Raw genomic sequence first — 23,547 nt, forward strand, 5'->3', positions numbered from 1 at the left:
GATGGCACTATTAAATGTAGAAAAACTGTCGGTGCACTTCGGCGACGAAAAAACACCGTTCCGTGCAGTAGACCGCATCAGTTACCAGGTTGAACAAGGCCAGGTGGTGGGCATTGTTGGTGAATCTGGCTCCGGTAAATCGGTCAGCTCGCTGGCGATTATGGGGCTGATTGATTATCCCGGCCGCGTGATGGCGGAAAAGCTGGAGTTCAACCAGCGCGACCTGCAGAAAATCTCCGAGAAAGAGCGCCGCCAGCTGGTGGGCGCTGAAGTCGCGATGATCTTCCAGGACCCAATGACCAGCCTTAACCCGTGCTACACCGTGGGCTTCCAGATCATGGAAGCGCTGAAGGTGCATCAGGGCGGCAGCAAAAGCACCCGTCGTCAGCGCGCGATTGATTTGCTGGATCAGGTGGGGATTCCCGATCCGGCGTCACGTCTGGATGTTTATCCGCATCAGCTATCGGGGGGTATGAGCCAACGTGTGATGATCGCCATGGCGATTGCCTGCAAACCCAAGCTACTGATTGCCGATGAACCGACCACCGCGCTGGATGTGACCATTCAGGCGCAAATCATCGAACTGCTTCTGGAATTGCAGAAGCAGGAGAACATGGCGCTGATCCTGATTACACACGATCTGGCTTTAGTGGCGGAAGCCGCGCAGCACATCATCGTGATGTACGCCGGCCAAGTGGTCGAGAGTGGTAAAGCGGTGGATATCTTTAAAGCACCACGTCATCCGTACACCCAGGCGTTGCTGCGCGCGTTGCCGGAGTTTGCGGCGGATAAAGCGCGTCTGGCCTCGTTGCCGGGTGTGGTGCCGGGCAAATATGACCGTCCAAATGGTTGCCTGCTCAATCCGCGCTGCCCGTACGTGACCGAGCGCTGCCGTCGTGAAGAACCTGAACTGCGTGACATTCCGGGTCGCCAGTCTAAATGCCATTTCCCACTGGATGATGCCGGGAGACCAACTTATGAGTCTTGATAACACTAAGCAGGATTACCTGCTGCAGGCGATCGACCTGAAAAAGCATTACCCGGTGAAGAAAGGGTTGTTTGGCCAGGAGCGCCTGGTGAAAGCGCTGGATGGCGTCTCGTTCAACCTTGAACGCGGCAAAACGCTGGCGGTGGTGGGTGAGTCGGGCTGTGGCAAATCCACGCTTGGCCGCTTGCTGACCATGATTGAAACACCGACCGAAGGCCAGCTGTACTGGCACGGCCAGGACTTGCTGAAGCACGATCCGCAGGCGCAAAAACTGCGTCGTCAGAAAATCCAGATCGTGTTCCAGAACCCTTACGGCTCGCTCAATCCGCGTAAGAAAATCAGCCAGATTCTTGAAGAGCCGTTGGTGATTAACACTTCGCTGACCAAAGCGGAACGCCGCGAGAAGACGCTGGAGATGATGGCGAAGGTGGGCCTGAAGACCGAGCACTACGATCGCTATCCGCATATGTTCTCCGGTGGCCAGCGTCAGCGTATCGCCATTGCACGTGGTTTGATGCTTGACCCGGATGTGCTGATCGCCGATGAACCTGTCTCCGCGCTCGACGTATCCGTGCGTGCACAGGTACTGAACCTGATGATGGATTTGCAGCAGGATTTGGGTTTGTCGTATGTGTTCATTTCTCATGATTTGTCGGTGGTGGAGCATATCGCTGACGAAGTGATGGTGATGTATTTAGGTCGTTGCGTTGAGCGGGGCAGTAAAGAGGCCATTTTCAGCAATCCGCGTCATCCTTATACGCAGGCCTTGTTATCAGCCACGCCGCGTCTGAATCCAGATGAGCGTCGCGAACGTATTAAATTGACCGGCGAGTTGCCAAGCCCACTCAATCCGCCGCCGGGTTGTGCGTTTAACGCGCGCTGTCGCCGTCGTTTTGGCACCTGCGTCCAGTTGCAGCCCAAACTGAAGCAATATGGCGACCAGCAAATTGCCTGTTTCGCGGTGGATCAAGATGAGAATCAGCCGGTGGGCGTGTAATTAATAACGCCAGAAATGAGTAAAGGCTCCTGTGGGAGCCTTTTTTTTTACTGCGTTATACTTCAGGAAAATTAACGCCAGAAAAGGCGATGTAAAAAGGAGACTGAAATGTATTACCCCGCTGCATCAATAAAGAATTGGTCCTGATAAAGATATAAATTGTTAAGGCAAATTCTGAATACCGTCAGGAATCTGTGAGCATAATCACACAGCTGTAAAATCCGTAAATTGAACCACATGCATGACATATCAGTCATTTAGGGTTGTGTACTCCCCGTTATTATTTCAGTTAATCGATATTAATAAATCTCCGGACTTAAATATCAGCATGCTTTTTGCATCTCCAGTTTTTTAATCATCCGGATAAAACTCTTTTGTCGAATGCGGCGCTTTTATAATCAGAATTCTCTCACTCTCCGTTAATGTGTGTGCTATATTCCAGGAAAAATCCCCTCCCGTTTTTACAGGCTCTGATCATGAAGAATTACGACGATCTGCAGCGTTTTAAAGAAAAGACCAAAACGCTTGATATCGCTTTTAAGGATATGTCTGGGCAATCGCAGGAAGCGGATCACAGCCAGTGGGCGATTATTCGCCAATTGGGTACCGATAATGTGCCGGAATTAGGCAGTGGCCAACGCATTGACCTGCCACAGCCGCAACCGATTCGTGGCGATGAGTTTACCGCGCCAGCTCAGGCTGCACCTGCGACGGTTGCGCCTGTTACCAGCACCCCACGCGGTTCGATTCTTGATAGCCTGGCAGCCACTGCGCCGGTTGAATCTGCGCCAGCGACGTCGCCGACCGGCGTTTCATCGCTGTTCCCGCCCGCTCCGGCGGCTAAGCCGGCACCTTCTGTATTAACCCAGGCGCCGAAAGCCACCCATGTTGAGCGCCAGTCGACCACATCACTGTTTCCACCGGCACCGGCAAAACCGGCGGCCGCAGCCGTGCCCGCTCCGGCGGCGGCACCTGCCTTTGCTGCACCAGTTGAAGCAGCGCGCCCGGCTGCACCTGTGTTTGCTGCTCCGGCCGAGCCAGCGCGTCCTGCACCTGCGCCAACGTTCGCCGCACCAGCAGAGCCAGCGCGTCCTGCACCTGCGCCAACGTTCGCCGCACCAGCAGAGCCAGCGCGTCCTGCACCTGCGCCAACATTCGCCGCACCAGCAGAACCGGCGCGTCCAGCTGCGGCTGCACCGTCTCGCTTTGGTTCACTGTTCCGTTCCCGTCCCGCGGAACCTGCTAATATTTCTAAAGAAACACCATTGAAACCGTTACTGGAGAAGATTGCGCTATGCCGTTAGTTTGTGTGTGCTCGCCAAAAGGGGGAGTAGGGAAAACCACTATGGCGGCCAACCTTGCATGGAGTCTGGCTCGCGCCGGCAGCAAGGTGTTGGCAATCGATTTCGATGTCCAGAACGCACTGCGCCTGCATTTTGGTGTGCCACTGCATGATGGCCGCGGCTTTGTTGCGCGCTCAGAAGAGCAGGCGGACTGGAGCCAATCCATTCTCACCACCGGCGGGAATATTTTTGTCATGCCTTATGGTGACGTTACCGAAGATCAGCGTGAGCGTTTTGAAGAGAACCTGATCAAAGATCCGCATTTCCTGCGTCGTGGTCTGGATACGGTGCTGAATTATCCGGGGCTGGTGATTATTGCCGATTTCCCGCCAGGCCCGGGTCCTGCGCTTAAAGCTATGCAGGCATTAGCCGATATGCATTTAGTGGTGATGTTAGCGGACACCGCCTCGGTCTCTTTACTACCGCAAATTGAAAATGACCGCATGATTGGTCAGCCGCTCAATAATAAACGTGGTCACTATTTCGTATTAAACCAGAGCGACAATCGCCGCAATATTAGCCGCGAAGTGACTGCTTTTATGCAGCAGCGCTTGGGTGAAAACTTATTGGGTGTGGTGCACCGCGATGAAAGTGTCGCGGAGGCAAATGCCTCACAGCAATCGGTGTTTGATTTCAGCCCAGCTTCTGCGGCCGCATTTGATATCGAACTGGTTGCTAAACGGGTGGCTAACATCCTCAACGTTACCGTGGGTAACGGTGAAGTTCAGGCGCCGATCCGCAGCCATTATTAACACTCTGTCGTTGTCAGGCAGAAATAATAACAACACAGCTTCTTCAGGGTGAATCATGAGTAAACTCGGGTTTTACCTGCTGCTGCTGGTGCTCGCACCAGTGGCCGCGGTAATCATCATCACGCCTATGGACAGCCAAAAGCAGTATATCTTTGGCTTAATCAGCATCGGGATGATGTTTTTACTGGGCTTCAGCAAAAGCCGCAAAATAACCGTTGTGATGGTTATCCTTTCTGCGCTGATGTCGACCCGATATATCTGGTGGCGCACCACGGAGACGCTGCAGTTTAATTCCGAGATTGAAGCGATTCTCGGTATCGGCTTATATCTCGCCGAACTGTACGTCTGGCTGATTCTGATTCTTGGCTTCCTGCAGACCACCTGGCCATTAAAACGCACCATTGAACCTTTGCCGGATGACACCAGCCTGTGGCCAACCGTGGACGTTTATGTACCGACCTACAACGAAAGCCTCGATGTAGTCCGTGATACCGTGCTGGCAGCGCAGTGCATTGATTATCCGCGTGACAAGCTTAAGGTCTATTTGCTGGATGACGGTAAGCGCAGTGAGTTTGCGGTATTTGCCGCTGACGTGGGCGTGGGCTATATCACCCGTGACGACAACAGCCATGCGAAAGCCGGTAACCTCAACCATGCAATGAAAATCACTAAGGGTGAGCTGATTTGCATCTTTGACTGTGACCACGTGGCAACACGTACTTTCCTGCAGGCGACCGTGGGTCCGTTCCTGAAAGATCCCAAACTGGCGCTGTTGCAGACGCCGCACTACTTCTACTCACCGGACCCGTTCGAACGCAACCTGCGTGCGGCGCGTACTATCCCGAACGAAGGTGCACTGTTCTACGGCCCGGTTCAGCAGGGTAACGACAACTGGAATGCGACTTTCTTCTGTGGTTCTTGTGCGGTAATCCGTCGCAGTGCGCTGGAAGAGATTGGTGGCTTTGCGGTCGAAACCGTGACCGAGGATGCGCACACCGCATTGAAAATGCAGCGTTTAGGTTGGGGCTCGGCTTTCCTGGCGATTCCGCTGGCTGCCGGTCTGGCGACTGAGCGTCTCGGTCTGCACGTGGTACAGCGTAACCGCTGGGCGCGTGGCATGACGCAGATTTTCCGCGTCGATAACCCGCTGTTTGGTCGTGGTCTGAAATGGCAGCAGCGTCTCTGCTACCTCAACGCCATGCTGCACTTCCAGTTCGGCTTACCGCGCGTGGCGTTCCTGACCGCGCCGCTGGCGTACCTGCTGTTCAACCTGAACATCATTCACTCTTCAGCATCACTGATCTTCGCCTACGTACTGCCGCACCTGGTGATGTCGCTGTACGTCAACTCTCGTATGAACGGCAAGTTCCGTTACACCTTCTGGGGTGAAATCTACGAGACCGTGATGTGCTTCCACCTCGTTATCCCGACGTTGCTGACCATGCTGGCACCGAAACGCGGGAAATTTAACGTAACGGATAAGGGCGGTTTGCTGGATCAGGGCTTCTTCGATTTCCACATTGTACGTCCGCATGTGATTGTCGCGGTGCTGCTGACCATTGGTATCGTGGCGGGTGTGGTGCGTGCAACCGCGCATGACTACTTTGGCGTGGATCCTTATGTTATCGCCCTCAACGTAGGTTGGGCGGTGTTTAGCTTGATCATCCTGATGGCGGCGATTGCCGTGGCGCGTGAAACCAAGCAGGTACGTAAAACTATCCGTATCGAAGTGCAGATTCCGGCGGTGATTCACTACGCCAGCGGTATCTCATCACGCACCCAAACCAGCGACCTGTCGATGGGCGGTGCGCAGCTGGATGCGCCAGATAATCGTCATGAGCACGATGAAATCGAAGAGATTGATCTGCTGCTGAAATCCGGTGCCATCACTATTCCGGTGAGCAAAATATCCGGCGATGAAGAGTCTATCCGCCTGCGTTTTGGCGATATGCCGCTGTCGCGCCGCCGTGAACTGGTGCGCGTGGTACTGGCGCGTGCCGATGCATGGATTCAGCCGGAATATAAGGCGGACAATCCGCTGGTTTCGTTAGGCACCATCATTCGTACCGTATTTGAGCTGTTCTGGCTGACCTGGAAAGATCGCCGTGAGAAGCGTAAGCGTGACAACCAGCCGTCAGTGAAAGAGGACAGCGCAGTATGAAGAATTTGACGCAAACGTTGCTGGCAAGCTCGCTGGCGACGGCGCTGATGCTCGCCCCTGCTTTGGGCGGAAACCCCTGCGGTAACGCAGGATAGTTCGGCCCTGTCCAACGTTCCGCCACCGCAAGGTATTCAAAGTGAAGCGGATGCACAGCTGCAGCAGGCGGCGGGCACCACGCCTTATGCGCCAGTAGAAAGCGCCCCAACTGAAAATGCTGCGCCAGCTGCGACAGAGAACCAGCCTGCCGACAGCATGCCTGCACCCGAAATGGTGTTGCCAAACGTGGCCCCTGTGGCACCGGAAGCTGCACCTGTTGCGGCCTCTGCGATGCTTAACCAGCCCGTCAGCACCACCATTTCCGTGGCGCAGATGGGTCAGCCGCAGGGCGTCACCCTGACCGGTGGCCAGCTGCAATCCGGTATCGTGTTTACTCTGCCGAGCGATGAAGTGATCACCAACGCGCGCCTGAATCTGTCGCTGCGCGTTTCAGCGGCACTGGCGGCGCGTAATACCTCATTGCAGCTGATGTTGAACGGTCAGCCGCTGGGTACCTTGCCATTAGGTTCGAGTGACAGCGATGTCAGCGATTATCAGTTGGATATCCCAGCTGCAATGGTGGTCTCAAGCAACAACCTCAGCTTCAAAATTAACGATGCCGACAAACTGCTGTGCGAAAAAGAGAGTGCACAGCAGTATCAGGTGTCGATTCTGCCGAAAACCACGCTAAGCCTCGAAGGCCAGCAGTTGAATATCGGCACCAGCCTGCGTAATTTCCCGCGTCCGTTTATGGATGCGCAGCGCATGACGCCCGCCAGCGTAACCTTTGGCTTTGCCGCCAATGCCACGCCGGACAGCATCAGCGCAGCGGCGTTAGTCTCATCGTGGATGGGTATTCAATCTGACTATCGCGGTATCCGTTTCCCGGTGGTGCGTGGCGATCTGCCGGAGCATAACGGTATTCTGATTGGTCATCCCGGCGATAAAATTGGTTCTGTGACTCTGCCGGCGACCAACGGTCCGCTGCTGCAGGTGATTGATAACCCGAACAACCCGGTTTACAAACTGCTGTTAGTGGTCGGCGCGGACGATGCCCAACTGCGTCAGGCGGCCAACCGCTTAACCACCCAGCCGCTGGCGACCGATGCCAGCAGCCTGAACGTGCAGCCGCAGCCGATTGGCCTGCGTAAGCCGTATGACGCGCCACGCTGGATCAACACCAGCCGCCCGGTGCGTTTGAGCGAGCTGCTGCGTAAAGATCAGAGCCTGACCACCACCGGCATCTGGCACGATGCGCTGAGCGTGAACTTCCGCGCGGCGCCAGACCTGTTTATGTGGGATGGCGACACCATTCCGGTTGAACTGCACTATCGCTTCCCGTCAGAAAGCTGGATTGATGAGAACAAATCGTTCCTCAACGTGATGCTCAACGGCACCTTCCTGCGCAACCTGACCGTGAATAAAGTCGGCTTGCTGGAAAGCGCCTGGCATCGTCTGGGCGGCGACGCCCGTCAGGAGCATTACACCCTGAAGCTGGAGCCGTACCTGATTTACGGTGATAACCAGCTGGCGCTGTACTTCAACATCAAACCGAAAGCAGATGCGCCATGCGGTGTGCTGCTGAACAACAACATCAAGAGCCGTATCGAAGATGATTCGTGGATCGATCTGAGCCACACCCGTCACTTCACCATGCTGCCGAACCTGTCGTACTTCGTCGGCGCGTCGTTCCCGTTCTCGCGTCTGGCGGACTTCTCGCAGACCACCTTGCTGTTGCCGGAAAAACCGACCGACGCGGAGATCTCCACGCTGCTGGATATGTCTTCACGTGCCGGTAACGCGACCGGTGTACCGCTGGTGCAGAACCAGGTGTTGTTTGGCCTGCCAAATGGCGGCACCAATCTGACGCGCCTGCAGGACAGCGATCTGCTGGCGGTGAGCACCACGCAGAACAGTGAATTCAATCAGCAGATGCTGGCTAATACGCCTTATCAGACCAGCGGTAACACGCTCGGTGTGAAAGATCCGACGACCTGGGACAAGCTGCGTGGCTGGCTGACCGGAGACTGGAATCTTCAGCAGCTGGATGCCGATCGCTACTTCTCCTCCAACGAAGCGTGGCGTGGCTTTGTCAGCTACCGCTCGCCGTGGAATGCCGATCGCCTGGTGGTGATGACGGTGGCAACCAGCGATCAACAGCTGCTGCGTCTGCATGAAGATCTTAATTCGGCGCGTATTAACGCCGGTATTCGTGGCGATACCGCCATCATCACTGATGAAAACGGTATCCGCAGTTTCCGCGTGGGTCCGCAATTCCCGAGCGGTGAGATGCCGTGGTACATGATGGTGGTGTGGTATGCCAACCAGCACTCGGTACTGATGGCGCTGGCGGCACTGCTGCTCTCCGCACTGGTCGGGGGTAGCGCCTGGGCGATGCTGAAACGTCATGCATGGCGACGTCTCAACCCGAAAGCTGATAGCAAGTCCGGCAAGAAGTAAGGATAAAAACAATGAAAAAAAATCTGTTGAGTGCCGGTATTCGTCATGCCCTGATTCTGGGTGGGGCACTGGCGTTCTCTCAGCCGCTGCTGGCGGCGGAGAGCACCAATCCTGCGTTACAAGCATTGTTCGATCAGGCGGCTTACTGGCATCAGAAAGCGCATGACGACCTGGCGAAATCTTCGCTGCAAAAAGTGTTGATGGTGGAGCCCAACAACACCCAGGCGCTCTATTTGCTGGCGCTCTATTCCCAGCAGAGCGGTAGCAGCGCTGAAGCCGCACAGTGGCGTGCGCGCCTGAGTGCCGCATCGCCTAACGATCCTCATCTCAGCGAACTGGATAATGCGCGTCAGCTGCAAACTATCCCGCAGGCGCAGCTGTCTCTAGCGCGCCAGCAAGCGCGCAGCGGCAATATCGCGGCTTCGTTGCAGACCTGGCGCAATACTTTTAACGGTAATGAGCCACCACCAAGCGTGGCGGCTGAATATTACCTGACCATGGCCGGTGACCGCGCCCTGCTGCCACAGGCAGTAGAAGCGCTGCGTCAATTCGCGGCCGATCATCCACAGGATACCGGCGCGAAGCTGGCGCTGGGCAAGGCACTGACCTATCAGGAATCGACCCGCCGTCAGGGTATTGATTTGTTGGGCACGCTGGCGGATGGCAATAAAGATGCTGACCGCTCACTGCGTCAGGCGCTGCTGTGGCTCGGTCCGCAGGCGTCCGATGCCTCGCTGTATCAGACCTGGCAGCAACGCCATCCGCAGGACAATGCGGTGCTGGATTACTACCGTAAAAACGTCGGTGGCGCCGAGAAAGGGGCAGGCTTTACCGCGCTGAACAGCGGTGATGTTAGCAACGCGCAGAACAACTTTGAGAAAGTGCTGCAGGCCAACCCGCAGGATGCCGATGCACTCGCGGGTATGGGCTATGTGGCTCAGCGTGCCGGGCGCTACGCCGAAGCGGCGGATTACCTGACGCGCGCTGCGCAGATGGGCGGCGATCAGAGCGACACGCGCCAGAAGCAGGCAGCCGATGCACGCTTCTATGCCCAGCTGGCAACCGCGCAGCAGGCACTGAAAAACGGTGACAGCGCGCAGGCATTAGCATTGAGTGAGCCACTGGCACAGGCCGATGGCGAGAAAGGGGTCTCGGCCAAGCTGTTCCGCGCTGACGTGCAGCGTCGCAGCAACCAGCTTGACCAGGCAGAACAAACCTATCGTTCCATCCTGCAAGCCGACCCGAACAACCGTAACGCCAAAGAAGGCCTGTTCTACGTGCTGCGTCAGCAGAACCGCAGCGCTGAGGCGAACACGCTGCTGGCCTCTCTGCCGGATAGCGTGCGCCAGAGCGTGGCCCCGCGCGGCAGCAGCACCGATCCGATTCGTGCGCAGGCCAAGCGTGAGCTGGCGGCGGGCAACAACAGCGCAGCCATTGCCACCTTGAACAGCGGTATTCAGCGCTTCCCGAACGATGGCTGGTTACGTCTCGATCTGGCGCGTATTTATCGTGCGCAGGGCGATAGCATGATGGCCGCCAATATCATGCAGCCGGCGATGCGTACCGGTGCCAGCACCACCGAATTGTATGCGGGTGCACTGAACGCCAGCGAAAGCGGCGCCTGGCAGCAGGCGAGCCTGTTGCTGTCACGCATTCCTAACGGCAGCAAGAGCAGCGACATGCGTGAACTGGCGCAGCGCGTGAACTTCAACCTGCAGATGTCTACCGCCGATCAGTATCTGGCTCAGGGTTCAAATGCTGCAGCGGCAAACACCCTGCGTGCATTGGCGTCATCGCCGCCGTCTAACCCGGTGGATGCCGGTAACCTGGCGCAGAAGCTGGCGAAAGCGGGCGATCTCACTACCGCAGTCTCGGTGGTGCGCAGCAATATGCAGCGCGGCATTCAGGGCAACGCCGGTGATTACGCAGCGCAGGTCGCGGTGCTCAACCAGGCCGGTCTGAATACCGAAGCGCAGAGTTTCCTCAGCAGCCCGGAGTTGCAGGCACGCAGTACGCCAACGCAGCTGGCAGGGATTCGCAACGGTTACGTGATCAACGAAGTGGATCGTCTGCGCGAGCAGAAGCAGTACGCCGCGGCTTACGACAAGCTGGTGGGCGCACTGCAACATGACCCACAAAACCGCGATCTGATGTTCGCCATGGCGCGACTGTATCAGTCCGGCAAGATGAACAAAGAAGCCGGCGTGGTGTATGACTATCTGATGACGCAGGATACGCCAACCCAAGATGCGCGTACCGGCGCAATCAATGTGGCGCTGGCCAACAATGACGTCAATAAAGCCAATACCCTGACGCGCGGTTTGAACAACGAGCAGTCACCGGATCGCCAACTGTTACTGGCGCGCGTGGCAGAAGCCAACGGCAATCACAGCCAGGCAATGAGCTATCTGCGCAGCGCGCGCGGTCAGTTGATTGGCCTGCAGGGTGCCACCAACGGTGATACACCAAGCGTGGGTGGCCTGGCACTGTCGGATAACCCGTTCATCAACCGTGGCACTTCGCCGGTGGGACGTTCTCCGTCTGCGTATGGCGCGGTGATGCCATGGCAATCGGCACCGGATGTCACCAGCAGCGCAGCGGGTACCACGTTGGCGAGCAATACGCCAGCGATCCAGCAGAGCCAGACATTGCGTCAGATCGACAATATGATGGATGACCTGCAAGAGAAAACCGGCACCTGGGTGCAGGGCGGCATGCAAATACGTGGTCGTGATGGCGAATCGGGTCTGAGTAAGCTGACCGAAGCCAAAGCGCCGCTGACCTTCTCCACCGTGCCGTTTGGCGAATCGCGCTTTGACTTCACCATGACGCCAATCTCGCTGACGGCGGGCAGCGCGGGTGGCGATGCGTGGCGTCGTTTCGGCACCAATGCGTTGGAGCAGGGTAAAGTGGTGGCCGCGGGCGATGCCAAAATTGATGATGTGCCGACCTCTTCTACCGATTCGCAGAAGGCCACCGGTGTTGAGCTGAACCTTGCGCTGAAAGGCGACAGCTACAAGATCGACCTTGGCAGTACGCCGTTGGGTCAGGATCTGAGTACCCTGGTGGGTGGCGTACAGTGGTCGCCGAAACTGACTGATTTCCTGACGCTGATCCTCACCGGTGAACGTCGTGCGATGACTGACAGTCTGCTCTCCTATGTCGGCGTGGAAGATAAGACCAGCGGTAAGCGCTGGGGTCGCGTGACCAAAAACGGCGGTAACGCGTTGCTGAGCTACGACAACGGCGATGCTGGTTTCTACGTCGGCGGTGGTGCGTACAGTTACATCGGTGAAAACGTGGCGAGCAACAACAGCGTCCAGGCCACTGCCGGTGCTTATGTGCGTCCGTTCCACTATGACGATCGCGAGCTGAAAGTGGGTATGAGTCTGTCGTGGATGGATTACTCGAAAAACCTGAGTTACTTCAGCTACGGTCAGGGCGGTTACTTCAGCCCGCAGAACTATGCATCGGTCTCCTTCCCGATCGATTTCTCCCGCAAATTTGACGATCTGAAAGTGAACGTTGGCGGCTCAGTGGGCTATCAATCCTACAGCCAGGATAAGAGCGCCTACTTCCCGAACGATCCGACTTACCAGGCGCAAATGCAGAGCCTGGCCGATCTGGGCTACGTGAAGAGCGCGTATTACAGCGGCGAGAGCAAAAACGGCATTGGCTATAACTTGCATGCCGGTGCGGACTACAAGATCAACAAAGATGTCACCGTGGGCGGCCAGTTAGGCTACGACACCTTTGGTGATTACAACGAAAGTACGGCGAACCTGTACTTCCGTTATCTGTTCGGAGACAACTAAATGAGTGAGCAAGTAACCGTGCGCGTCAGCCATCCGCATCAGCCGGGCTGGTTTGATCTGGTCAGCGTGATGATTGAAAGCATGTTGAACAACGCAGGTGAGGAAGCCGAGGGTTTTCTTATCGACGTGGGCGCATCGCTGGCGGCACGCTATCCTTTAGCGGAAGCGCGCACCGTGCAGGATCTGGAGCGTGAAATCAACCTGCAACTGGCTCGCTTCAACTGGGGCTTTGCACAGCTGCAGCCACAGGAAAATGCCATTTTGATTCAGCATCACGCGTTGCCAAAAGGCGACAGCAATGTGGACGCCGAGCGCTGGCAGCTCGCCTTGAGCGCCGTGCTGGCCGGTGTCTATGCGCAATGGCTGCAGGCTCAGGGTGGCAGTGCAGCAGTGCCCGTCACATTTGAGAAAAATGATGGCGGTACACTGCACTATCGATATCAATAGGAAGCGGTGATGAAAGTGTTGCGGTTCTGGCGTCAATGGATGCTGTGTTTCATGGTGATGTTTTTTAGCGCCCAGGCGGCCGCAGATGGCTGGAGTACGTATAAAAGCCGTTTTATGAGCAGCGATGGCCGTATCAGCGACACGGCCAACAATAATGTGAGTCATACCGAAGGTCAGGGCTACGGCATGCTGTTGGCCGTGGCCAATGATGACCGCAGCACTTTTGATCTGCTGTGGAAGTGGACACGCACGCATTTGCGTAATCCGCAGAATGACCTGTTCTACTGGCGCTACACGCCGGGTGCGTCTGATCCGATTGCCGACAAGAACAATGCCTCAGATGGTGATGTGTTGATTGCGTGGGCACTGCAGCGCGCTGGCCAAAAGTGGGGCGGTGATTACCAGTCAACCTCTGATCGTATTCAGCGCGCCATCGTCAAACAGAACGTGATCACCTTTGGTGGCCACACGGTGATGTTGCCTGGCGCACAGGGCTTCAACAAAAACAGCTATGTGGTGCTGAATCCCTCATATTTCCTGTTTGCCGCATGGCAGGAGTTTGCCGACCGCAGTCACCTGCGCGTGTGGAATAACCTGATCGATGACGGCATGGAACTGCTGGGTGATATGCACTTTGGCAAAACCGGCCTGCCGCTGGATTGGGTGGCGCTGAATGCCGATGGTTCGGTGGCGCCGGCGGTGGGTTACTCCAATCGCTTCAGTTACGATGCGATTCGTGTTCCGCTGAATATCTGGTGGTATGACCCGCAAAGCCTGCGCCTGGTGCCGTTCCAGCGCGTCTGGCAGGGCTATGGTCGTCAGACGACTCCGGCCTGGTTTGATGTGCTTGCCAACACCCCTGCGCCCTACAATATGGACGGTGGTTTGCTGGCGGTACGTGACTTAACCCTGAATCAAACCGGTTATCTCAGCGATCGTTTAGCGCCAGATCAGAACTACTTTTCCGCCAGCTTGCAACTGCTGACCTGGCTGGCGTATCAGGAAAAGCGTTAGACATCTTGCGATAAATCGAGCTGTTACCCCCGGGTACAGTAATTTGTCGCGACACAATTTACATCGTAATGGGAAAGCCGTACTTCACCGATGAAGTACGGCTTTTTTATTTAAAATCCGCATACGGCTCAAGCGGTTGTGGCGGCATATCCATATCGCCGTTCCAGCCACCCATTGAATAACGCATGTAAATCAAACCGTGGCTCGGGGTGTAATCCTTGGCCTGCTGAATATCCATCGCGAGGCCGACTGACCAGTGCGGCGTGACGCGACGTTCTACCACCGCTTGCAGAGTGTAACCGAAGCCGTTGCCGGAGCTGCTGTCGGAGGTCGGGTTGGAAGCCAGCGTAAAGCCAGGGTTGACCGGATAACGCGGCTGCCCGTCGGTTTGTGATTGTGACCAGGACACCGAGCCACCGAGATCAAACGACCAGTTCTCGGTGCGTTGGCGATAGGTGAGCGGCACCGCCAGCGAGAAGTACTGCTGCGGACTGTAGTAGCCGCCCTGGCCGAAGGTGTAGTCGCTCAGGTCTTTCTGGTAATGCCACAGCATGCTGTTGAGGCCAACGGTGGCACGGCGGTTATCTTCGTTGATCAGCTTATAGTAATAGCCTGCCATCAGGCGTTCGCGGCTGTTGTCCGCCACGTTCTCGCCGGTGATTTGATGGGCGCTGATATCGGCCCACACGCCATTGGCGCCGCCCTGATCGTAACTCAGCCCAACCGAGCCACCGGTTGCCACTACGCCGCCCCAGGTTTTGCCGCCGTTGGCAGCAGGATCGCGCGCACCGGCATAGGCCAGCAGCGAGCTGGAGATCGGTCGGCGTGAAGCAGTGAAGGTCACGCCAATATCATCAACATCGGTTTTCCAGCTCAGCCCGCCCACCCAGTTAGTGACTTCAAAGCCGAGTGGTGTGGTGCCGATATCCCCAGACCAGCGATCGTTATGCCAGCCGACGCCAATCGACGTGCCTTCATCGCGCTGGGTAAAGTCGCGGCTGCAGCCACCGGAGTTGTCATCATTACAGCTGCCGAACCGTTCGCTGTGGCTGCCATCGCGGGTGGCGAAGGTGCCCGCTGACACCAGCACATGATCGACGCGCACAAAACTGCGCCCGTCGGCCAGCGGGGTTTCCGCCTGCATCATAGTGGTGTGCGCAGTGAAGTCGGAGATGCCGCCGGTGCCTTTATCGCGCGAATAATCCTGTTCGAGCGTGAAGGTGGTGTCCTGCTGACGATAGAGATCGGCGGCGTCGCTGCGAATACCGCGCTTCAGCCAGTCATCGCTGGCGTCGTTGCGCGTTAGCTGCGTGTAGCTGTCGTTATCCTGCGGTGCATCGGCGCTGATGCCGCTGGCGGCCATCGCCAGACGATAATCCTGCTGCGCCGCATCAGGCTGTTGCTGCTGAGTTTCCAGCCGTGCCGCATCGCGATACACCAGCGCTTTGCTTTGCGACGGCGCTTCTTTGGCAGCACGCGTTTTTAAATCACTGAACAACTGCTGCGCACGCGCCGTGTCACCGCTGTTTTGCCAGGCCATCGCCACGCGGCGACCGATGTTGATATTTTTCTGCGCCACGCTGGTGGGTAAAGCCTGCAGCGCTGTGCGTGCTTCGTCTTTGCGCTTCAGGGCGATGAGTGCTTCGATGCGGCCCAGCGCAGCGTCATTGTTGGTCGGATCCTGCTGCAGGACGTGTTGGTAACTGGCCAGCGCGGATTTCGCGTCGCCACGTTCCAGTGCCCAGTCCGCCAGGGTGATATCGCGTCGCGTCGAGGCCGGCTGCTGTTGCAACAGCGCCAGTGCGGCAGATTCATTGCCGTTGGCGCGCAGCTCGGTGGCGCGAGCGTACACTTTATCCTGCGTTAAACGATCGGCCAGCTCGTGCATATTGCTGTCCCAGCGGGTTTCCGGCAGGCGATGCAGTGCCGCCAGCGCCGCATCATCCTGATCGCCGGACGAAAGCCACAGTGCCCAGGCATAGAGCGCGGCGGGTTCCTGCGCGTGGTGGCGCACCATAGCGTCCATCACCTGTGCACCTTGGGCTTCTTCACCGCTGCTGCGCAGTGCGTTGGCTAAGCGGTAAGAGAGCCAGACATCGTTGGGATTGTCCTGTGCAGCCTGGCGATATTTCACCACTGCCTGATGCCACTGACCTTGCTGAGCCAGCGCATCCGCTTCAGCTCGCAGGCTGTCACTGCGCAGTGAACGCAACGTCTCCGCCAGCGCACGCTGTTGCGCGGCGGGCAGGGCATTGATAAACGCCATGGCACGAGCAGGTGACTGCTGCTGATACAGCGCGGCCAGCCGACGCACGGCGGTGGTATTACTGCGATCGAGGCGCAGCGCCTGCTGCCAGTATTGCTCAGCCTGCGCGTCATTGTTCCGTGCTTGTGCGACATCGCCAAGGCCAATCAGCGCCCAGCTATCACGGTTATCAATGGCCTGCGCGCTGCGATACTGGCGCTCTGCACCCGCCACATCGCCTTTTTTCAGTGCGTCGTCACCGTTGTTGATCGCCAGCCAGTAGCGATTGGTTTGCAACAGTGACTGCCATTTGCCGACTTGGGTACTGGCCTGTCCGGCCTGAATCGCTTTCTGCAGCCAGCTGATCGCCGCCGCGCGGTTATTGGCACGCGCCTGCGCCTGACCCATCGCGCCCATCAGCTCGGCATCATTCGGGTTGGCTTTTAGCGCGGCACTGAGCGTCGCAATGGCACCCGCGCCCCCACCGGCATCCACCAGCGCCAGACCGCGCATGCGCTCACGATAGGCGGGATCGGCCAGCAGCTTCTGCTGTCGCGCCAGTTCCTCTTCACCGCGCTGCTGGGCATCACCCGAGGTGAACACCTGCAAATACTGCCTCAGGCTCGCCACGCTGCGATCGCTGACCGGTAGATTCTGAATTTGTTGCAGCCAGAGTTCGGAGGCGGCATCGCGCCCGCCGTCACGATTGGCAAGACGACGCAACTGCACCAGCGCCTCGCCCGGCTGATTGTTATCAAACGCCATGCGCGCCAGCTGCAGTTCTACACCGATATTGCCGGGATAACGCGCTTCCAAGGCCTGTAACTGGCGATAAGCGGTGGGCTGCTGACCGGATAAACGCGCCACCAGTCGCCAGTATTCCAATTCGGTGTTCACATCAGGGAACACGCCGTGGAACAAGGCATCCCACGCAGTTTTGGCCTCTTCAACGCGGCCCGCCGTGGCCAGTAAGCGCGCCTGCTGCAACTGCTGGCGGCCCTCTGTGCTCATCAGGCGTAAGCCGGTTTCAGATTCACGCGTCGCCACGTCATTGGGCGCGACCTTTTTCAGTTCATCCAGCAGCGTCTGCGCTTTGGCCTGATCGCCCTGACGCAGCGCCATGCGAATTTGCGCTGCCAGCACCTGTGGATTATCAGGATCGATTTTTTCCAGGCGATAAAGCGACTGCTGCACCAAATCATACTTGTTGGTGGATTCACCGGTGCGAATCTGCATCAGCAGCCAGGCGACCGGTGACACCTGCGGACCCTCGGCAGCCATGCCGGAGCCCGCCAGGATGCTGGCAATCAGCAGCCCGAGTGGCAGTTTATTCATCGTCTTCCAGCTCAGCCAGGCGACGACGGCTCACCATACGCATCAGGCGCCAGGCCATCAGCGCAAACAGCATCACCACCACCACGGCACAAATCGCCAGCCACACCGGATGCGTTGCCAGCAGATTCCACAGGCGTTCCCACCATGGCAGATGGCCGACAAAGTAGGTATCGCCGACGCGCACACTGGTGACCCCCGACTCACGTACCACCGTGGCGGAGCCAAATACGGCGGCGCGTTTGCCACTGTCGAGCAGGGCATTATTCAGCAGGTCCCAACCGCGTGGGCTGTCGGCTAGCAGTGCCACTACGCTGCGCTGGTCGTTAAACGGTGACTGGAAGCCGACAATCGCACCCATCGGTCCGCGTGAGCTGATACCGGTCTGGCTCTCCACCGCACGATCGCTGGCTGACACCGGCACGTTCTGTGCGGTGACAGGACGTGATGGCATGTTAATCCAGCTTCGTGCCGCATCCGCCAGCAGGTTGATCTTCTTGTCATCCTGCAGATCCTGCGGAATGCCGCCGATCATCAGCAGGTCAGCGTCTTTATCTTTCGCCTGATTCCAGTCATCACTCATCTGCACGCGCAGCGCTGGATAGCCGGTCTGGGCACCGATGGCGCCCAGTGCGTTCAGCATGGTGCTGACTTCCCCGTTGGCGGGTTTCGGCTGCACCAACACCAGCGTCTGCGCCAGATCGGCATAGCGGCTATAAGGGAAACCGGCGTTAGCGTACGCGCCAAGCGACGGCATCTCGATGTAGTGGCGATAGCCGGAGAAGTCGATGCTGGAGTTGTCATCAATCACCACGTGATGACCGACGGCGGTGACGGTTTCGCAGCGACCGTCAGCGGTGCCACCGATAAAGGTGTTGGCGTAATCAAAGTTGAAGCGCAGCTGGTTGACGACGCCGAGACGCAATGCCGGGATGGTCAACTGGCGGTTGCTGTCCTGCAGGCCTTGCATCAGCGGAATGCGCATTATCTGCTGACCTGCCGTGTCTTTCTGCGTCAGCGGGTAATCCTGCATGAACTGATTATTCAGATGCACCGCCAGGCGAGAGCCATCTTGCTGGATCGGCGAGGTGTAGCGGTAAATCAGATCCATGTCGATGCCGCGCGCGCGCACCAGGAACAGATCCGGCGGCAGGTTCAGCGTCAGGCTGATCGGGTTTGGCTGCAAGCCATCGGCCTGCAGCTGATTTTGATACTGCGTCAGCTCGGCAAAGGTGGTGCGGCGGTCGGTGCGCACCCAGTTAGGCGCATCATAGGCCTGACGCGGTGCCAGCATTTTCACGCTGTCGATGGTCGAGGTTTCACCGCGCAGCAGCAGTTCACCCTGAGCGATACCTTCGACGGCGGTCAGCAAATCATTGTCATCGCGGCCGAGAATCAGCAGCATTTTTTCGTACGGATTGTCCGGCTGACTGACCATTTCAACGGTCGGTTTCTCCACCCGTGGCAAATCTTTCAGGAAGTCCGGGCGATGGTCGTTAGTGGCGAACACCACGGCATGCTGTTCTTTGGGTAACTGGTTATACAGCACCGGGAAGGATTGACCGCGCCACTGTGCTTTACTGCCGAACCAGGATGCCAGAATACCCGCTGCGCGTTGCTGCACCAGGTCAGGCTGGTTGCTGAACACCATCGGTAATTGCAACGGGCGGCTGTCACGCGCATCAAAGAACGGTTCCGGGAAGTGCGACAGGTCGTTCTTCAGCGGCAGTTTTTGCAGCGTCAGATCGAGCTTGCTCTCTTTGCCAATATCCATCCAGATGGTGCTGTTAGCCGGGTTTTCACACACGTTGGCGTAATGGCCCACCAGTTCGAGGCGCACGCGGTTAAAGTCACCGATAAAACGCGGATCGATGGGTAACTGGGTTTGATTCTCTTTACCCAACTGATCGGCGGTGACGGTGACCAGTCCCACCAGTTCATCGTTGAGATAGACCTTGAGTTGCGACAGCGTCGGGATCAGCGCCGGTGAAGGACGATAGCTGAGCGTCAGCAAAGCACGCGTCACCACTTCGTCACTGCGCACGCCAAACTCGATCTGGCTGGTAGGCTCGGTGCCGCGCAGCGTCATGCTGCCCGGTGGCGGCGCAACCTGATTAAACAGCAGCTGACTGTCGCGCAGCGGTGCGTTGGCATCCAGCGGCTGGCTGACTGTCGGCAGCGGTATCTGTGCACTGGCACGCGGCGCTTCGGGCGTGGAAGGCTGCAGTGCGGCCTGTGCCAGCGTTGCGGTGCCCAGCATCAGGGCAGTAAACCAGCTCAGTTTTCTCGTCATGGTCATATCATCAACTTATGAAAAATCGGTTTTGATTGCCGCCGGAGCGCGGCCAATGCCCTGTGGCAGCAGTGTCGCCAGCCAGCTCACCAGGGAAGTCAGTACACGGAAAATACGGCGCAGTGGGGCAGGGCCATACTCCGCCAGACGCAGATAACCTTTGAAGCCCAGCACCATAATATCGGCCAGACTCTGCACCGGTTTATCTTCCGGGAAGCCGTCCTGCCACAGCGCCCAGGTATCGGCGCGCGCAAAGGTGCACTGGATAAATTCAATATGCTGGCGGGTGGTGAGCTGATGCAGGCGAATACCGGCGCGTCGGCCGAATACGCGTTGTACCTGGCACGGGAAGCTGAACTCCTGCTGGCCACGGCGCAGCAGCAGCCACACGGGTTCATCCTCTTTTAGCGCATCCGCTTCACGCAGTTCGACACCGACACCGCCATCGGAGTAGTCGCGCAGGGTGCACGGCACCATGTGGCCATCTTCACGCGCGATGGCAGCAGGCATGGCGATTTCGACGCGGTGCGCTTCACGAATCTGGCGCGCTTCTACCGAAACCGCCACGGCACCGCCGAGAATAATCATGTTGTACACCACCCACACCAGGCTGACCCAGATGGTGAGCATCTCGTTGGCCGGGCCATACGCCATCCGCCAGAACGCCATGCCGATACCCGCAATATTCAGCAGCACCAGCATCATGTAAGGCTTGGTGATCACCCAATCGAGGTGACGTTCCTCGACCAGGCCACCTTTAGCCGTCACGTTGAACTTGCCCTTGTGCGGGTTGAACAGCGCGACCGTCGTCGGTCGAGCGATATACCACGCCAGCACCGTTTCATACACTTCGCTCCAGAACGAGTGACGCCAGCGTCCCTGGATGCGCGAGTTGGTCAGGCTGGTGTGCACCATGTGCGGTAGCACGTAGATCGCAATCGCCAGCGCGGGCGCATAGATGATATAGGCGTGGCACAGCAGAAACGCCAGCGGTGCCAGCAGGAAGATCAGGCGCGGAATGCCGGCGAGGAAGTGCAGCATGGCGTTGGCATAGCACAGGCGCTGCACCAGCTTTAAGCCCTTGCCCATCAGCGGATTGTCGAGGCGGAAAATCTGCACCATGCCACGCGCCCAGCGAATACGCTGGCCAATGTGCGCTGACAAACTTTCGGTGGCGAGGCCGGCCGCCTGCGGAATACGAATGTAGGCGGAGGTGTAACCCTGACGATGCAGACGCAGCGAGGTGTGCGCATCTTCGGTGACGGTTTCCACCGCAATGCCGCCAATCTCATCTAGCGCGGTGCGGCGCAGTACGGCACAGGAACCGCAGAAGAATGCCGCATCCCAGGTGTCGTTACCGTCCTGCACCAGGCCGTAGAACAACGAGCCTTCATTCGGCGTCTGGCGGAAGCGGCCGAGGTTACGCTCGAACGGATCGGGCGAGAAGAAGTGATGCGGCGTTTGCAGCATCGCCAGGCGGTGATCTTTCAGGAACCAGCCCATGGTCAGTTGCAGGAAGGAGCGGGTCGGCACGTGGTCGCAGTCAAAAATCGCCACGTAATCACTGCGACACGCCACTTTCAACGCATGATTGATGTTGCCCGCTTTGGCGTGCTCGTGGGTGGAGCGCACCACGTAGTGGATACCCACGCTGGCAGCAAACTCGCGAAACTCTTCGCGTGTACCGTCATCCAGAAGATAGATGTTGAGCTTGTCTTGCGGCCAGTCGATGCCCATCGCAGCGTAAATCGTCGGTTTCACCACGCTTAACGGCTCGTTGTAAGTCGGCACCAGGATATCGACGCTCGGCCAGGAAGTGATTTCCGGCGGCATTGAAACGGGCTGGCGATTCAGTGGCCACAGCGTCTGGAAGTAACCCAGTACCAGCACTGTCCAGGAATAGGTTTCAGCACCAATCAGCAGCAGACCAAACGTCAGGCTCAGCGGATCATCCCAGTTCAGGGTTTCAGTGTAGCGCCACCACAAGTAGCGGCAGGAGATGGTGAGCGACAGCACAATCAGCATGATGGTCGAGAGGCGACCCGGCACACGGCGCACCATCATCGCCAGACTCCATAGCAGCAGCACGAAGACGAATTGTGTGGTGATACCAAACGGCTGCGAAATACACAGCAGCGCCAGCAGGCTGGCGACAATCGCGGCAACAATAAACAGCAGATGCCGCACGCGGCCAGGCAGCTTTTGTAATAGCTGCTCGGTTCGCAGATGAAGTCCGGTCTTCGCCAGGCGTGCGGGCACATGGTCAAGCCACTGATAGAGTTGCTGACGCCAGCGGAACAGCGGCCCAAAAGCATTGAAGCGTTTACGTTCGCTGCGTGCGCTGTTATCGAGTGGCAACACTAGCATCAACCACAGGCTCTGCATCGCGTAACGCAGCACGTCTAACGGGCGCGGGCGCAGCGGTGAAATTTGTGGATAGTAACGCTGGCGTTGTTGCAACAGGCGCTGCCAGCCAGGGGTTTCCAGCCGCAGCAGCGACCAGGCCAGCACGCACCACAGCAGGTGCAACATCACGGTTAAGCGGCCCGTGCCGTGCTGGCGAGCCACGCGCGCGCGGCTTTGCAGCGCCTGCCAGGCCTGCGGCACCAGCAGCCAGCGCAACGGATTCACGCTGTCTCTCCTGCGACATTCAATAACAGCCAGTTTGCCAGCGTGTTGATCTCTTCGCTCGCCAGTGCATGAGGGCGATACTCGCCGACCGGTTGTTTCATCATCAACGCTTCCGCCAGCGCTTCGTCGCGGTGAATCACCTGCGGAATCAGATTCTTCAGCGTTCGCAGCCACAGCTGATGCAGATCCTGTTGCAGCTGGCTGTTGGCATTAAATTGATTGATCAGAAACAGCGTATGCGGCAAAAAACGCGGATGATGCAAGCGCAGCTGGCAGTTGGCATCCAGCGAAAGGACTTGGAGCAGACGATCGGCGGCCTGGGCGAAGGATCGTTGCCACGGCAGCAGATCCGCCGGAAGGTCGAGGATCAGCCAATCGTACTGTGATTTCAGGGCCGGTAATGCGTTCAGCAACGGCGCGGCGAAATGCGCGTCGGCATGCTGAAAACTCAACGTCTGCTGATGGCTGAGCACGCCAAACGGGAGAAAATCGAGTCCGTTCTGATAGCGCTGGGCACTCTGTTGCCACGGCTGCTGATCCAGCAACGACGGCACCCAGCCGTTCTGATTAGCGAGCGGCAGATTGAAGTGCGCAGCCAGTTGATTCGAGGACGAGAAATCAATAACCAGCACCGATTCCTGCAGCGCATTGAGCGCCCAGCCGAGCGCTGCACTGAGCGATGTCGCGCCGCAGCCGCCGCGCAGACCTTGTAGGGCAATGATCGGCATTAGCGTTGCGGCTCCTGATCGGCGGCTAATTCTTGCAGCAACGGCCAGCGTGCCAGCAAGTTGTTCAGGCGCTCTTCGCGAGCAATATCAATGTAGTGAAATGCCTTCAGGGAAAAGGCTTCACTCAGCGCATTAATGTCATCCTGATCTTCTCTGGTGGAAGCGATCAGTGAAAAGGCATTCTCTGTTTTCATTACTTTTTGCCACCAAAAAACAGCAACGGATGAATTGTGGTTATATTTTTTGTAAAGTCTAAACCTGAAGAAAAGCGGGCACCATGCAAAAATCGATATGATTTGAGATAG

The 23,547-nt window shown here is 57.6% G+C and carries 13 protein-coding genes and 1 pseudogene; 9 read left to right on the forward strand and 5 right to left on the reverse strand.

Going from position 1 to position 23,547, the window contains the following annotated elements:
• Window position 1 precedes the first annotated feature (1 nt).
• From dppD to ACXI0A_RS02150, 9 genes and pseudogenes are all read left to right on the forward strand, one after another.
• Window positions 2-988, forward strand: a complete 987-nt coding sequence (gene dppD, locus ACXI0A_RS02110; RefSeq protein ID WP_200574134.1) for a dipeptide ABC transporter ATP-binding protein — start codon at window positions 2-4, stop codon at window positions 986-988.
• Window positions 978-1,985 (forward strand): dipeptide ABC transporter ATP-binding subunit DppF, encoded by a 1,008-nt coding sequence (gene dppF / locus ACXI0A_RS02115; RefSeq protein WP_200574135.1) that lies wholly within the window; start codon window positions 978-980, stop codon window positions 1,983-1,985. The genes dppD and dppF overlap by 11 nt, the downstream gene beginning before the upstream one ends.
• A gap of 476 nt (window positions 1,986-2,461) precedes the next feature.
• Window positions 2,462-3,289, forward strand: coding sequence for a cellulose biosynthesis protein BcsO (bcsO, locus tag ACXI0A_RS02120; protein WP_476150579.1), 828 nt, complete (start codon window positions 2,462-2,464; stop codon window positions 3,287-3,289).
• A complete protein-coding gene (gene bcsQ / locus ACXI0A_RS02125; RefSeq protein ID WP_224933749.1) occupies window positions 3,280-4,080 on the forward strand; it encodes a cellulose biosynthesis protein BcsQ in 801 nt (266 codons plus the stop codon). The genes bcsO and bcsQ (ACXI0A_RS02125) overlap by 10 nt, the downstream gene beginning before the upstream one ends.
• 55 nt (window positions 4,081-4,135) lie before the next feature.
• Window positions 4,136-6,241 (forward strand): UDP-forming cellulose synthase catalytic subunit, encoded by a 2,106-nt coding sequence (gene bcsA / locus ACXI0A_RS02130; RefSeq protein ID WP_224933750.1) that lies wholly within the window; start codon window positions 4,136-4,138, stop codon window positions 6,239-6,241.
• An 81-nt stretch (window positions 6,242-6,322) separates the two neighbouring features.
• A pseudogene (gene bcsB, locus ACXI0A_RS02135) lies at window positions 6,323-8,737 on the forward strand (cellulose biosynthesis cyclic di-GMP-binding regulatory protein BcsB); the annotation flags it as partial.
• Window positions 8,738-8,748: 11 nt separating this feature from the next.
• Window positions 8,749-12,552: a cellulose synthase subunit BcsC-related outer membrane protein gene (locus tag ACXI0A_RS02140; RefSeq protein WP_476150577.1), complete on the forward strand. Its 3,804-nt coding sequence runs from the start codon at window positions 8,749-8,751 to the stop codon at window positions 12,550-12,552.
• On the forward strand, window positions 12,553-12,999 hold the full coding sequence (bcsD, locus tag ACXI0A_RS02145) for a cellulose biosynthesis protein BcsD (RefSeq protein WP_476150576.1): 447 nt from the start codon (window positions 12,553-12,555) through the stop codon (window positions 12,997-12,999). It abuts the gene before it with no gap.
• A gap of 9 nt (window positions 13,000-13,008) precedes the next feature.
• On the forward strand, window positions 13,009-14,013 hold the full coding sequence (locus tag ACXI0A_RS02150; RefSeq protein ID WP_476150575.1) for a glycosyl hydrolase family 8: 1,005 nt from the start codon (window positions 13,009-13,011) through the stop codon (window positions 14,011-14,013).
• A 106-nt stretch (window positions 14,014-14,119) separates the two neighbouring features.
• Here ACXI0A_RS02150 and bcsC read toward each other — a convergent pair whose 3' ends face one another.
• Genes bcsC through bcsR form a run of 5 tightly spaced genes read right to left on the reverse strand, consistent with a single transcriptional unit; the run spans window position 14,120 to window position 23,436 of the window.
• The gene (gene bcsC, locus ACXI0A_RS02155) at window positions 14,120-17,593 is read right to left on the reverse strand and encodes a cellulose synthase complex outer membrane protein BcsC (protein WP_476150574.1); all 3,474 of its coding nucleotides are present in this window, start codon (window positions 17,591-17,593) and stop codon (window positions 14,120-14,122) included.
• Window positions 17,586-19,883, reverse strand: coding sequence for a cellulose biosynthesis cyclic di-GMP-binding regulatory protein BcsB (bcsB, locus tag ACXI0A_RS02160; RefSeq protein ID WP_476150573.1), 2,298 nt, complete (start codon window positions 19,881-19,883; stop codon window positions 17,586-17,588). The genes bcsC and bcsB (ACXI0A_RS02160) overlap by 8 nt, the downstream gene beginning before the upstream one ends.
• Before the next feature lie 15 nt (window positions 19,884-19,898).
• The gene (gene bcsA / locus ACXI0A_RS02165) at window positions 19,899-22,514 is read right to left on the reverse strand and encodes a UDP-forming cellulose synthase catalytic subunit (protein WP_476150572.1); all 2,616 of its coding nucleotides are present in this window, start codon (window positions 22,512-22,514) and stop codon (window positions 19,899-19,901) included.
• On the reverse strand, window positions 22,511-23,242 hold the full coding sequence (gene bcsQ / locus ACXI0A_RS02170) for a cellulose biosynthesis protein BcsQ (protein WP_476150571.1): 732 nt from the start codon (window positions 23,240-23,242) through the stop codon (window positions 22,511-22,513). Before bcsQ (ACXI0A_RS02170) ends, bcsA (ACXI0A_RS02165) begins: the two co-directional genes overlap by 4 nt.
• Window positions 23,242-23,436, reverse strand: coding sequence for a cellulose biosynthesis protein BcsR (bcsR, locus tag ACXI0A_RS02175; RefSeq protein WP_224933759.1), 195 nt, complete (start codon window positions 23,434-23,436; stop codon window positions 23,242-23,244). Before bcsR ends, bcsQ (ACXI0A_RS02170) begins: the two co-directional genes overlap by 1 nt.
• Window positions 23,437-23,547: the final 111 nt, after the last annotated feature.

The organism is Pantoea sp. C1E2, assembly GCF_056491465.1.